The sequence below is a fragment of the Rossellomorea sp. H136 genome (assembly GCF_056838065.1).
In genome coordinates this window covers 1,930,341-1,943,732 of the sequence record NZ_CM166371.1, presented here as the reverse complement: position 1 = coordinate 1,943,732, position 13,392 = coordinate 1,930,341, and the positions used below count along the sequence as shown (strand labels likewise).

Genomic DNA, 13,392 nt, shown 5'->3' with positions numbered 1-13,392 from the left:
CTATGGCTCGTTCCATTATATGCTTGGACTTATTTGGGTATGTTCGAAATCCTTTAAAGGATGAGGAAGGCTTATCATTCACGGCAATTTAATCGATTGGTTCCATAAGAAAAGGGCGACTTCGGTGTGAATGGCACTCATACCTAAATCGGTTCAAAAGAAATCGATCCAGGTGCTCTCGAGTGAGTCACATACATAAGTCAGCCCTGTTTATTTAGTTCAGTGGTGGTTCTCCCGTATTCTCATCTTCATCTTGCTGTTCTTGTTCTTCCGGAGTACTAAAATTAACCACTAGAGGCTCTTCTTTTTCCACAGGAACCCCCGGTTGAATATTTTGACTGACGGCATAGCCATTTCCAACCATATTGATCTTCAGACCTGCAAGATTTGCCACTTTAAAGACATCCCTTACAGACCACCCCTTCATATCCGGAATCGTAGTGTCTCCATCGGTTTTGATTACAACTCTTTCCCCTTGCAGAATATCGCTGCCTGCTTGAGGCAATTGCTTTACTACTTCAGAGCCATTACCAACCACTACAGGTAAAGCACCTGATGCCTCCAGAGCTTTTTTTGCTTCATCTATACTCATTTCTTTCGTATCGGGAAGCGTCAACTTCTTCAAGCTCACTTTTTCCTGCGGCTTAATGTTTAAGTACTTTAGGCTATTCTGCATAACCGGCCTAAAAATAGCCGAAACGGGGTCAGACCCTATTTCACTCGGCTCTAACTCAGGCTGTTGAACACCAACATAAACAATTAACTCAGGATCTTCGATTGGAGCCATGCCCATGAATGAAAAAAGATAGTTTTCTTTTCCTCTCATGTACTGACCCGATTCTGGATCAGGAATCTGGCCAGAGCCCGATTTCCCTCCAACACGATAACCTTCGATGGCAAATCTCGTGCCTGTACCATTTTCAGAAGAGACTGTTGTTTCAAGATATTCCCTTGTCTTTTCAGCTGTTTCTTTAGAAATGGGTTTCCCAGCAACTTCGGGTTTTGTCTCTTTGATTACTTTCTTTGAATTCGGGTCGACTATTTTAGAGATCACATAAGGTTTCATCATTTCACCGTTATTCGCAATCGCAGATTCTGCCTGAATCATTTGAAGCGGGGTAACCGTCGTACCCTGTCCAAAGATGGTCGTGTACTTTTCAATTGGATAATGATAGAGAATAGATCCAGACGCCTCATTCGGTAATCCGACATCGGTTGCTTTTCCGAACCCAAACTCATGTAAGTAATCTTCGTACTTCTTGAAACCGATTTTATCTAAAAGGTTCGCAAATGCTACATTGGAAGATCTTTGAACCCCTTCTAAATAGGAAATCGTCCCCCAACCTTCCCCACCATTATGATCCCGGATAGGATTAGGGACATTTTCAACATAAAATTTACCTGATTCATACAATTCATTGGGATTGAACTTTCCTTCATTAACAGCCGCTGCAAGCGAAAAGGATTTCATCGTTGAGCCAGGTTCGTATGTATCCTCTACGATGATATTAGTCCAGTTGTCCAATAAACCGTCTCTCGAATCCGGATGAAATGTTGGCCTCTGAGACATTGCTAGAATTTTCCCGGTTTTTGGGTCAGATACAATGGCAAACATTTTCTTAGGTTTATATTTTTTCTGGACTTCATTCATTGCTTCTTCTAGAAACGTTTGAATTTTTTTATCAATCGTTAAATAGATGTCATCTCCATCCTGGGGAGCGGTAACATGCTCATCTGCATTAGGAAGTAAATATCCCCAAACATCACTCTTATATTCAACCGAACCATCCTTGCCGCTTAACACGTCATTGAAGCTTGCTTCAACACCCATTTTCCCGACAGTATCGGATTCACCATTATCAGAAGTGGATTTTTGGGCAAATCCGATTAGATGGGATGCGAAAGAACCATTAGGATAAAATCGCTTTGCTTCCTTCCTGAATGTGATTCCAGGTATGTTTTCTTCTTTAATCTCGAGCATCATTTGATGAGACAGGTCTCTACCAGCAGATCCAAATTCCACCTGATACGGACCATCCTGATTAAGGCGGTCATATATTTTGCTCTCCTCCATATCAAGATATGGAGCCAGAGCCTTTGCTGTTTTCTCCGGATCTGTCACATGTTTGGGCTTTTTCGGATCACTCGTGATGCTCGGATCTAAAATGGCCACGAGTGTATAGGCTGAAGTATCCTCGGCAATAACTTCACCTTTCCCGTCAAAGATCGTTCCCCTGTGAGCTTCTAAAATGTGACTTTTTATATATTTTTTTGCCGCTTGTGATGCCAGGACTTTACCTTCAGCTTCCCCGGTGACCTGAATCGTGACAAAGCGAACCATTAATACAAAAAAGAGCAAGCCGAAAATCCCGAAAAGGATGGCTGCCCCTATGTTCATACTTGGTCTTTTTTTCATTACTGTTCAACAACCTTAACGTTCTTTTCTTTCAAGTTAAGTCCAAGCTCTTTTGCTTTTTCAAGAATACGCTCATAAGTACTAAGCTCACTAACTTGAAGTTTAAGATCATTATTTGCCTTTTCCTGTTTTTCGATGGTTGATTCAACGTGCTGGACTTCTTTATTCACATCATAGATGGCAGCTTGTGTTGTTACAATCTGAACCGCTAAGAAGCAAAATACTGCCGCGAAAATGGCAACAAGGATTTTTTCCCCAGGTGTGATGACGGATCTTCTCTCATCACTAAGGCGCTTGGGCTTGGCTTGAACGGATTGATGGGTTTTCTCAACTTTTTGCTGCTCGTACTTTCTGGCTAAGTTACTCAAAATTCTCCCTCCTGTTTCCTTCTATTTATATATTTTTTTCTGCGATTCTTAATTTAGCTGACCTAGCGCGATTATTTTCTTCCAATTCGTCATCACTAGGCAGGATCGGTTTTCTCGTTACAAGCTTCAGTTCTGCTTCATAACCTTCAGGAATAATCGGTAATCCCGGAGGCAGGTCAGGTCCTGATGCCTTCTCTTTGAACATCGTTTTGCAAATGCGGTCTTCTAGGGAATGGAATGTAATTACGCTCACCCTTCCTCCCTTATGAAGAAGCTCTATGGCTTGTTCAAGTGAATCTTCAAATGCTCCCAATTCATCATTCACTGCAATTCGTATGGCTTGAAAGACTCTCTTAGCAGGATGACCACCTTTTCGTCTTGCAGGTGCAGGGATACCATCCTTAATGAGTTCGACAAGTTCACCCGTTGTTTCAATCGCCTTCAAATCACGGGCCGCTTCAATTTTCCTCGCGATTTGCTTAGAGAACTTTTCTTCTCCATATCGATAAAAAATCCGAACCAAATCTTCAAACGACCAATGATTAACCACATCATAAGCAGTTACTTCACCTTGCAAGTCCATTCTCATGTCGAGTGGAGCATCATGGTGATAACTGAACCCTCTTTCCGGAGTATCCAATTGAGGCGATGACACACCAAGGTCGTATAAAATCCCATCCACACTATGTACTCCAAGTTGTTCAAGTTCTTCCTTTAGATTACGGAAATTAGATTGAACGAATGTAACTCTATCCTGGTAGGATGAAAGCTTTTCTTTTGCGTGGTTGATGGCTGTTTCATCCTGGTCGAAGCAATACAGGTGCCCCCCCGGTGATATCTGGTTCACAAGATACTCGCTATGCCCTGCTCCACCAAGAGTACAATCTACATAAACTCCGTCTTCTTTAATATTCAGGCCATCCACCGTTTCTTTTAATAATACAGTTGTATGTTTAAACATGTTGAAATCACCTTTCCAATCGAACGTTTTGTGGGGGTTAAATATCAAACCCTACCATATTCTCTGCAAGCTCAGCAAATGAATCTTCAGACTGTGTGAAATAGTCTTCCCATAATGATTTACTCCAAATCTCAATTCGATTGGAAACTCCTAAAATAATGCATTCTTTATCTAATTGTGCATACTTCACAAGTGTAGCAGGAATATTCACCCTACCCGTCTTATCTAATTCGCTCTCAGTTGCTCCCGAGAAGAAGAATCGAGTGAAGGCACGGGCATCTTTTTTTGTCAGTGGTAGGGCTTTGAGCTTGTCTTCAAGAGCTCGCCACTCATCCATGGGATAACCAAATAAACATTGATCCAATCCTCGGGTAATGACAAATGAATCTCCGAGGTGATCACGGAACTTGGCAGGTACGATTAAACGGCCTTTATTATCAATGTTATGTTGATATTCGCCCATGAACATATGCACTGCCCCCACTTTCTAACACAAATGTACCACATCCCCCCACTTTTCTCCACTCTTTTCTAAATTCTTCACTTGCAAAATATTCCCTCTATTTTTCATTAGTGTTTTTCTCTCTTTTCCAGACAATTTTTCACAAGTGAAATTTGTCTTTATACAACGTAAAAAGGACCTAATTCGCAATATAAAACGAATTAGGTCCTTTTATTTTTTTACTTGTCGAGACTTTTAATACCGTACGTGCCTTCAATTAGATATATACCACTTTGTGAGTCCCATCAAATGTGAATTCAAGAAGTGTCAGATCTTTTACAAAATCAAGTCCGTATTTGTTTAAGAAATAAAGGACATTACACGTTCTTTCCTGTGGGCCTTCATTTGGTCTGATGCTGTTTTCCACCTTCATGAATTGATTGAAGGTTAAAGAATTCTTATCCTTCAGGGCTTTGTCCACTTTGTTGCGCAGATATTCGAATTGACTCAAGTGGAATTCAAGATTCTTATCAATGATCGGATGTAACCCTTGATCAATACTAACTGCCTGTTCGCGAATCTTTTTATATTTACGCTGCAGTTCTTCCTGGATTTCCATCATTTCAAACTCTAAATCCGGGCGCTCGAGGGATTTCCAAAATGCATTACGAGCTGTAGAAACCCCTTCTGTAATCACTCCATGCAGAGTCAATTGAAGATCTTGGATTCTCTTATCTATTTCTCGTTCCACTATTGTTATATTTAACCTCGGGACAACCGGAGGCATTTTCAAGCCCACATATTCAAAGGCTTTTTTCAATTCACCCCAATAGGCAATTTCGCCAGGGCCGGCCACAAATGCGAGTGTTGGAAATAACCATTCTTGCATCATAGGTCTAGTGACAACATTATTGCTGAATGATTCTGGACTTTCATCCAGAATGGATAGCAATTCAAGACCGGAATATGCTTTACCACTATTCTTCTCAAAGAACTTGTTCCCTTCTCTCTCTAACAAAGCACGTTCATCCTGAAGTTGGATAAATAGATTGGCGGCTATAGGGGAAATGTCCAATTGAGTTCCATACCCATTCTTCCGGATTTCTTCTTGTTGCTCAAGCACCTTATCTGTGATGGATTGACTGTTTTCAATCAAATGGTGAAAATGTCTTGATTCAAGCTTCCTTAATAGTGGATAAGCAGAATCGATGACCAATAATCCGAAATCTTTGAATAAGCTCATCACAAAATGGGCAAAGAATCGAACAATATCTTCTTCTTCTTCAATCATCTTAGTAAGGTCAGATGACAGCCGATTTGTATGTTCTGTTTCTCCCAGCATCACTAATATGTCATCAAGCCATTTCTTCATTACTGTTTTATTATACGTAATATGAGAGGTCATTTTCTTTTCTACTACTCTCTCCGGATATCCGACCTTTTCAAGCTTTGATCCTTTTTCAACGTATATATGATTCACTTCTTGATAATCATGATCTTCACCCGCAATCCAAAAAACAGGTACAACAGGATGCTTTAACTTGGCTTCCTGTTGCCTGGCTAGTTGAATGACCGAAATGATTTTATGTATTGTGTAGAGTGGACCAGTCATTAGACCGGCCTGTTGCCCAGCGATGACGGTTACGGCATCGTTTCTCAATTTCCCCAATGATTCTTCTACCTTTTCAGATGACGGCAATAACTTCATATAAGAAGATATACATTCTGCAAGATCCTCTCTCTGAAACTGACGAGAAGCTAAATCTTTCATCCGATCAGAAAAGACGGAAGAACTGTTTACGTTATAGTGAAAAAAAGAAGTGACTGGCTCTTCTTGTTTTAAATATTGAGAGGCGAACTTATTTATTGCTGGAATGTTTAAGCTTTCCACTTCCATTTGAATGACTCCTTTTCTAGCTCTTTATATCCTAACGATGAGTATATCATTCTCCATTAAGAAAAGGAAAAAACTTGCCTGTTGAATTTCTAATATAAATCAAGAATACGAAGGATCAATCCTGTGATCATCAGTGTTATGTAAGCAGTAAAGAATAACAGAAAGTTCAGTCGCCAGAAACCTCTCAGCACCTTAGGGTAGTGAATCTCCCCCTTTGTTTTCCAATACATGACGGCAAATAGAACTCCAATGGAGCAAATGATAAGGAAGATCAGCCATAGGTAAGAGGTTTGCCAAATGGCGATGACAATGAAGTGAACTGAGACGATTAATAGAAAGGTTGTTACATCGATGGCCAGATGAACGGCTTTCCGATGGTTCTTCATGATCTCTTTCGCTAGAATGAAACTGATGAAATATCCCAAAAACGGGATTAACACAAATATGGCAATGATGGTCGAAAAAATCGAAGCCATTTTATCCCCCCAGACCTTCTCTTTCAATTCCTTTAACTAATCTGTATATTACATTCATGATGGGTACAAAATGGTGTTCTTTTTGTGCTTTTTCCAGAAGAACGCCTATGATAGACTCTATTTCTGTTTTCCTTTGTGATTCAATGTCTTTTAGCATGGAAGACCTGTTTTGGTATGTATTTATGCAAATATCCTCCACCTCTTCAAAAGAAACAATTCTTTCCATATGAGGAAATAGGAGAAGCATTTCTTGGAATAAGTCCCTTTGTAATTGATGAAGATGTGGGTTTTCAACCAGCTTCCCGTTCCTTACCCGGGCCAAAGCCGTGAGGGGGTTAATTAGTACATTGACGAATAACTTAGTTAGGAGCATTTCCTCAAAGTCTTGTTTTAATATGAATGGAAATGAAGGAATACTCTGTGATACTAATTCTTCTACAACTCCCCATTCTCCTTTAATTAAAGCAAGATTTGTCTTTCCTTCTCCTAAATGATGGAGCGCGTGGTCGTTTTCTTTCAGAGCACCATGCTCTACGGAACCCGCTAGTAAATTGTGGTGGGGCAAAGATTTCACCCATTCCAAATGCCCAATTCCATTCTGAAGAAATAATAGTGGCTGATCCTTATCCATAAGTTCCAACACATGTTCCAGGGGTTTCAAATCATATTCCTTCACTGCCACAATGACGAAGTCAAACTTCAAGGGAACTTCTGTAATAAGATCTGAGTGGACTCGCGTTGTGAATGAAGAGCCTCCTTTATGTACAGTTATACCGTTCATTAACAGGCTCTGAACCTGCGCCTCTCTCCTTACTATAAGTGTGACATCAAACTTTTGGCTCAAATACCCTGCAAATAAAAGCCCAACTGCTCCTCCTCCAACGATTCCTATTTTCATAATGACTCCTTACTCGTACATGTTTTTAAGAATAGTTTACCAAATTTTCGGCAACTAGAAAACCATAGGCTAAAAGAATCATCCTTTACTCGAAAGAAAAGACCCGTCCCAAAGGAACGAGCCATACCAAACATTGTTTAAACAGGATATACGGGATGTTTTCTTTCACTAAATTGAACATCTTTGGTTTCATAAAGTTTATAACGTTGAATTAATACAGAACGCAACTCATTCGGTGCTGTAATTTCATCTACAATTAATTCCGATGCCAATTTATAAATATCTATATGCTCTTTATATTCCTTCTGCTTTTCTTGGACATATTGAATTCTCTCTTTTGGATCTTCGATAGCTTGTATCTTATTTGAATAAACCGCATTTACGGCTGCTTCCGGTCCCATTACAGCAATTTGGGCTGTAGGGAGGGCAATACAAACATCCGGATCAAAAGCAGGACCAGCCATTGCATATAAACCGGCGCCGTATGCTTTTCTTACAATGACAGATATCTTCGTAACCGTTGCAGAGCTCATGGCAGCTATCAACTTTGCTCCATGGCGAATGATCCCGGCTCTCTCCACTTTTGTTCCTATCATAAACCCGGGCACATCAGCCAGGAATAACAACGGAATATGGAAGGCATCACATAGCTGGATGAATTTCGCCCCCTTGTCCGCAGAATCATGGAAAAGGACTCCTCCCTTTACCTTTGGCTGGTTGGCAATGATCCCGACCACTTTACCATCCATGCGCCCGAAGCCTGTGATTAATTCAGGAGCGAAAAGTTTTTTCATTTCAAAGAAACTTCCTTCATCAATTAATGTATCGATGCAATCGTACATATTAAAAGGTGCATTTTGGTGTTCCGGGATAATGTCTTCTAACAGCTTCTCATGCTTAGGAGCGAGGCCTTCCTTAACGTCAGGCTTGTGCTGATAATTCGCTGGGAAATAACTTATATATCTCTTCGCTTCTTCAATCGCTTCCTCTTCAGATGCTGCAAGAAGATCTCCACATCCACTGACAGTGCAGTGCATTCTTGCACCACCCATTTCTTCAAGCGTTACTTTCTCACCGATCACTTTCTCTGCCATTCGAGGAGAACCAAGGTACATAGACGCATTCCCATCAACCATGATCACTATGTCACAAAAAGCAGGGATATACGCTCCACCAGCTGCTGAAGGACCAAAAAGAACACAAATTTGCGGAACCATTCCTGACATTTTCACTTGATTGTGAAAGATCTTTCCTGCCCCACGTCGATTAGGGAACATATCCAACTGATCGGTAATACGAGCTCCGGCTGAATCTACTAAATAAAAGATAGGCACTTTTAAATTCAGAGCGGTCTCTTGAATCCGAATGATTTTCTCAACGGTTCTCGCTCCCCATGATCCTGCTTTAACTGTGGAATCATTGGCCATTACACAAACAGTTTGGCCTCCAACCTTTCCAATTGCCGTTACGACTCCATCCGCAGGCAGATCGTCGGCCTTATTGTTTGCAAACATACCATCTTCTTGATAATCCCCATTATCAAATAATTGTTGAAGTCGATCACGAACAAACATCTTTTTCTGTTCTTTCAATTTCTCATGATATTTCGGCTGACCACCCGAAGTAATCCTTTCTCTCGTTTGTTCGAGAGTGTTGATGATCGTTTTAGATGTCGACATAATATCCCCTCCGTCGTTTTATGTAAATGCGTAAACAAGTCAGAGATGAACACATCATCTCTGACTTAATGTCTGCATACTCGAGTTAACCTTCAATAACGAGTAATACATCCCCTTCATTGACAAAATCCCCTACACTCACTTTAATTTCAGAAACCTTCCCTCCCGTTTCAGCTTCAACAGGGATTTCCATTTTCATTGATTCAAGCATTAAGACAGTATCTCCAACAGACACTTCTCCACCTTGTTCTACCAGTACATTTAAAACCGTTCCTGCCATTGATGATGTAATTTCCTTCATGATTGATTCCTCCAGTTTGTTCTCTTTTAGTTGATTTCTTTACAGACACTAGCATATTGTCCTGTATTTATTGTTTTTACATCTGGTTGGCCTTTAAAAAGTCCTGAAGCCATTTCGTTGTATAAGTTCCTTCAATAAAGCCTCTATCTTCAATGATATCCTTGAATAGAGTGACATTTGTTTTAACTCCTTCAATGGTTACCCCTTTAAAGAAGACCTTGGCTTTATGTAACGCGTCTTCACGATCATCTCCCTTGATGATGCATTTAGAAATCATCGGATCATAGAAAGGAGTGACTTTATTCCCTTCTTCATAACCGCTATCTATTCGAACATCATCCCCAATACCCCATCGTAAGGTCGTTAGCTGACCTGGAGACGGGTAAAAAGTCTTTGGGTCCTCAGCATATACCCTGAACTCAATGGCATGACCGTTTATATGGATTTCCTCCTGTTTGCAAAGAGGAAGAGGCTCTCCAGAAGCTACCAAAATCTGCCACTTCACTAAATCTAATCCCGTGATGGTTTCAGTGACCGGATGTTCCACTTGAAGTCGTGTATTCATTTCCAGAAAATAAAAATTTTCCTCATCATCAACGATGAACTCAACTGTTCCAGCATTCGTATAGTCGACTGCTTTACCAGCTTGGATAGCAGATGCGAACATTTTCTCCTTCGTTTCTCGAGAAAGGCCTGGAGAAGGTGATTCTTCTATCACTTTTTGGTTTCGTCTTTGCACAGAGCAATTACGCTCAAATAGATGCACCAAATTCCCATGATGATCTCCAAAGATTTGCACTTCAACGTGTCTCGCATTTTCAATACATTTCTCAAGAAAGACTTCCTCTTTCCCGAAATAGGCTTTAGCCCGGTTTTTAGTAGAATCGAAGCTTTGAACGAGCGCTTGCTCATTTTCACAGCGAATCATACCGATTCCCCCGCCTCCACCACTGGCTTTCAACATAACAGGATAACCAATTTCATATGCTACACTCTTGGCAGCATCAAGGGATTCCACTCCTCCATCACTTCCAGGCACGACTGGTACGGACGCTTCCTGCATCACTCTTCTAGCCTCTACCTTGTCGCCCATCTTTTCGATGATATCATGAGCAGGTCCAATAAAGGAGATGCCTTCTTCTGCAACTCTTCTGGCAAAGTCCGCATTTTCTGATAGGAGACCATATCCAGGATGGATCCCATCCACTTTTTCCTTTTTCGCAACTTCGAGTATATTGTCCACTACCAAGTATGAGCGGTTCACTTGTGATTCACCTATGCGGTGAGCAATATCCGCTTCTTTAACAAAGGGCATATCCTGATCTGCATCGGAATAAACCGCGACTGTTTGAATGTTTAATTGTTTACAGGTTTTAATAATTCTTGAAGCAATTTCTCCCCTATTTGCAATTAGAATCTTCTGCACAATCTCTCCCCTTTCTTTATAGAACACACCTGTTCATATTACGAATTCTACAAAAATCGTCGAATTCCTTCTTCTTTATTGTAAACGTTTTCTTAATTAAGTGCAGAATTTTTTGTTTATTTGTTATATAATAATAATAAATACTTGCTTGATCATACGATCAGCTGCAAACGGATACATGATTCATCATGTTTTCCAGATATATTTTTCAGCATTTTAGGAGGTCATACAATGGCAGTGAAAGTGGAGAAATTAAAAGTAAACTATAAAACTCTCGAAGAGTTTAAGAAATTTAAAGAATATGGTGTACAGGAATTATCCATGTTAGAAGACTTACAAGCAAACATTATTGAAAACGATAGCGAATCACCATTTTATGGAATTTATTTTGGCGACACGCTGGTTGCTAGAATGAGTTTGTACCAGCGCAATGCCCGATTTGATCAGTATTTCGATCCTCCCCAAAATTACTTGGAGCTATGGAAGCTTGAAGTATTACCAAAATATCAAAACAAAAGCTATGGAAAAATGCTGGTAGAATTCGCAAAAAGCCTTGGCTTACCCATTAAAACAAATTCCCGTATTAAATCACAGGGATTCTGGGAGAAAATGGGCTTCGCAGCCGTGACATATGAAGTGGAAAGAGATTTAGGCGAAAATCCATACGTATGGTTCCCTGAAGGAGTTAAAGAACAAAAAATAAGTTAATACCAAAAGCGAAGGCGGCTCGACCAGAGGCGACAAGCATAAGACGAACCTGCTGGAAAGGCGTTCTTTGCCTTTTTGGCAGGTTTGACTTATGACCTCGAGCCTCTAGCCGCCGCAGCTGGATGAAACCAAAAGCGAAGGCGGCTCGACCAGAGGCGACAAGCATACTACACCCTAATCACAAGAAACTAAAATAGGCTGGCTAAAGATATTCTTTAGTCAGCCTTTTTCCTCTTCATTTATTCAACCGCTGAAGGTTTCCGTTTTTATCCATTTGAAACTTCACCTTGTCTTCATTTCCTTGCAATAGAGCCATTTTCCTTGCTTTTTCAAAAATAGCTAATAATGACTTATGATCTTCTTCGAGGAGATTAAATTTTGCTTCGTATTCTTTCAACTCCTCTTCAACATCTTGAAGCTTCTCTTTCAATAGAGTGATTTGTCCATGCAGCTGAGTATTTTCATTCTTTACTTTTTCCCCATTTCGAACGGCTTCCTCTGCTTTTTGAAGATAATTTATCATGCTTCCCATTGAAAACACTTCCGGAGCTTCAAGCTCCGGGGAACTCTCAACTTGTTGTTTCGGCACTTCCTTCTTTTCCTCGTTTGCCTTAACAATTGGAGAATATTTCTTAGACTGCTTTCTCTGTTTTTTAGCCAGTTCGATTCCAGATTTATATTGTTTGCGAACAAATGAGTTCCAGCGAAAGCCACAAGCTGCTGATGTTCTTGATAGTTTTCTTCCTACCTCTTCAAATGCTTGAAGCTGGGTACCGCCCTCTCGTATATGACGTAATACCACTTCCGCTAACAACACATCTTCATCTTGACTCCATGCATCCTGTCTATTCGAAGACATTTCCATCCCCCCTGTAAGATCCAGTTTATCCATACATATGCTCTTAATAGAGAAGATAGAATCTGCACCACTATTTTTTTAAACACACAAAAAGAAACAGGAAGTATCACCTGTTCCTTTTTGTTATGTTTCGCCTATTTTTCGAAAAATTTTTCCACTGCTTCGTGGTGCTCATCACTTGCCCAGAGCTTAGCACATTGCCTTATTTCCTTCGTGATATTCTCTTCTACTCTTTTTTTATCCCATCTCTCAAGGAGTTGCTGCTTATATGCCTTCAATACCCCCTCTGATTTCAATGAGATCATTTTAATGAGGGGAATTTCATGGGTTGGCATAATGTCATCAACTAACTCATCTACGAACCCTATATCATGAAGGAATTCTGCTTCTTCTACCCTCGCAGTCATCAGGAGTGAAAGCGCATTTGACACTGAAATCCTCTCAAGAAGTAAGGTTCCCCCTCCCCAACCAGTGGTAATGGCAAGATTCCCTTGGACGAACCCTATTTTAGCAGTTCTTTTAGCAATTCTAAAGTCACATGCCGTTGCGATTTCACATCCGCCGCCAATTGCCGTTCCATTTATAAAGGCGATCGTGGGCTTTGGCAGAAAGGCAAGCCTCGTAATGAGTCCCCCCATTTTACTGAGCATTTCATAACTTTCACTCTCTGACTTAAGGTTACGAAATTGAGTTAAATCCCCTCCGGAACAAAAAGCACGATCACCGCTTCCTGTTATTAGGAGCGCTTTCACGTGATCATTATTAATACACTCGTTCAAAGCTTTTTCAAGCCCATCCATAATTTCATAACTGACTGCATTCCGTTTCTCCGGGCGGTTGATGATAAACTGGAGTATTCCCTCTTTGTTCATATGTATTATGTATTCTCCCACTTTCAGACCCCTCCTGTCTTACTTATAGTGTATGGTTTTCTGTATGGGATGAACAGATATTCTTTAAT

At 40.5% G+C, this 13,392-nt stretch carries 13 protein-coding genes; 1 reads left to right on the top strand and 12 read right to left on the bottom strand.

Annotation, left to right across the window (positions count from 1 at the left end; genetic code table 11):
• Positions 1 to 214: 214 nt before the first annotated feature.
• The 10 genes from ACYH0O_RS09840 to ACYH0O_RS09795 all read right to left on the bottom strand — a co-directional run bounded on the left by ACYH0O_RS09840 (position 215) and on the right by ACYH0O_RS09795 (position 10,864).
• Positions 215 to 2,416 (bottom strand): penicillin-binding protein, encoded by a 2,202-nt coding sequence (locus tag ACYH0O_RS09840; RefSeq protein ID WP_482632103.1) that lies wholly within the window; start codon positions 2,414 to 2,416, stop codon positions 215 to 217.
• Positions 2,416 to 2,784 (bottom strand): cell division protein FtsL, encoded by a 369-nt coding sequence (ftsL, locus tag ACYH0O_RS09835; protein ID WP_149155430.1) that lies wholly within the window; start codon positions 2,782 to 2,784, stop codon positions 2,416 to 2,418. Before ftsL ends, ACYH0O_RS09840 begins: the two co-directional genes overlap by 1 nt.
• Before the next feature lie 25 nt (positions 2,785 to 2,809).
• On the bottom strand, positions 2,810 to 3,745 hold the full coding sequence (gene rsmH, locus ACYH0O_RS09830) for a 16S rRNA (cytosine(1402)-N(4))-methyltransferase RsmH (protein WP_482632102.1): 936 nt from the start codon (positions 3,743 to 3,745) through the stop codon (positions 2,810 to 2,812).
• Between the two features lie 37 nt (positions 3,746 to 3,782).
• Positions 3,783 to 4,214, bottom strand: coding sequence for a division/cell wall cluster transcriptional repressor MraZ (mraZ, locus tag ACYH0O_RS09825; RefSeq protein ID WP_482632101.1), 432 nt, complete (start codon positions 4,212 to 4,214; stop codon positions 3,783 to 3,785).
• 250 nt (positions 4,215 to 4,464) lie between these two features.
• Positions 4,465 to 6,084 (bottom strand): bacillithiol biosynthesis cysteine-adding enzyme BshC, encoded by a 1,620-nt coding sequence (bshC, locus tag ACYH0O_RS09820; RefSeq protein ID WP_482632100.1) that lies wholly within the window; start codon positions 6,082 to 6,084, stop codon positions 4,465 to 4,467.
• Positions 6,085 to 6,173: 89 nt separating this feature from the next.
• Positions 6,174 to 6,560: a DUF3397 domain-containing protein gene (locus tag ACYH0O_RS09815; RefSeq protein WP_482632099.1), complete on the bottom strand. Its 387-nt coding sequence runs from the start codon at positions 6,558 to 6,560 to the stop codon at positions 6,174 to 6,176.
• A 1-nt stretch (position 6,561) separates the two neighbouring features.
• The gene (locus ACYH0O_RS09810) at positions 6,562 to 7,458 is read right to left on the bottom strand and encodes a 2-dehydropantoate 2-reductase (protein ID WP_482632098.1); all 897 of its coding nucleotides are present in this window, start codon (positions 7,456 to 7,458) and stop codon (positions 6,562 to 6,564) included.
• A gap of 137 nt (positions 7,459 to 7,595) precedes the next feature.
• Positions 7,596 to 9,137: an acyl-CoA carboxylase subunit beta gene (locus ACYH0O_RS09805; RefSeq protein ID WP_149155426.1), complete on the bottom strand. Its 1,542-nt coding sequence runs from the start codon at positions 9,135 to 9,137 to the stop codon at positions 7,596 to 7,598.
• A gap of 85 nt (positions 9,138 to 9,222) precedes the next feature.
• On the bottom strand, positions 9,223 to 9,438 hold the full coding sequence (locus ACYH0O_RS09800) for a biotin/lipoyl-binding carrier protein (protein WP_113968315.1): 216 nt from the start codon (positions 9,436 to 9,438) through the stop codon (positions 9,223 to 9,225).
• A gap of 76 nt (positions 9,439 to 9,514) precedes the next feature.
• Positions 9,515 to 10,864, bottom strand: coding sequence for an acetyl-CoA carboxylase biotin carboxylase subunit (locus ACYH0O_RS09795; protein WP_482632097.1), 1,350 nt, complete (start codon positions 10,862 to 10,864; stop codon positions 9,515 to 9,517).
• A gap of 231 nt (positions 10,865 to 11,095) precedes the next feature.
• Here ACYH0O_RS09795 and ACYH0O_RS09790 point away from each other — a divergent pair, with 231 nt between their 5' ends.
• The gene (locus tag ACYH0O_RS09790) at positions 11,096 to 11,572 is read left to right on the top strand and encodes an N-acetyltransferase (protein ID WP_149155424.1); all 477 of its coding nucleotides are present in this window, start codon (positions 11,096 to 11,098) and stop codon (positions 11,570 to 11,572) included.
• Positions 11,573 to 11,807: 235 nt separating this feature from the next.
• Here ACYH0O_RS09790 and ACYH0O_RS09785 read toward each other — a convergent pair whose 3' ends face one another.
• Together ACYH0O_RS09785 and ACYH0O_RS09780 are read right to left on the bottom strand one after the other, a co-directional pair.
• Entirely contained in the window at positions 11,808 to 12,431 is a 624-nt protein-coding gene (locus tag ACYH0O_RS09785) for an RsfA family transcriptional regulator (protein ID WP_482632096.1), read from the bottom strand.
• A 134-nt stretch (positions 12,432 to 12,565) separates the two neighbouring features.
• Positions 12,566 to 13,324, bottom strand: a complete 759-nt coding sequence (locus tag ACYH0O_RS09780) for an enoyl-CoA hydratase/isomerase family protein (RefSeq protein WP_482632095.1) — start codon at positions 13,322 to 13,324, stop codon at positions 12,566 to 12,568.
• Positions 13,325 to 13,392: the final 68 nt, after the last annotated feature.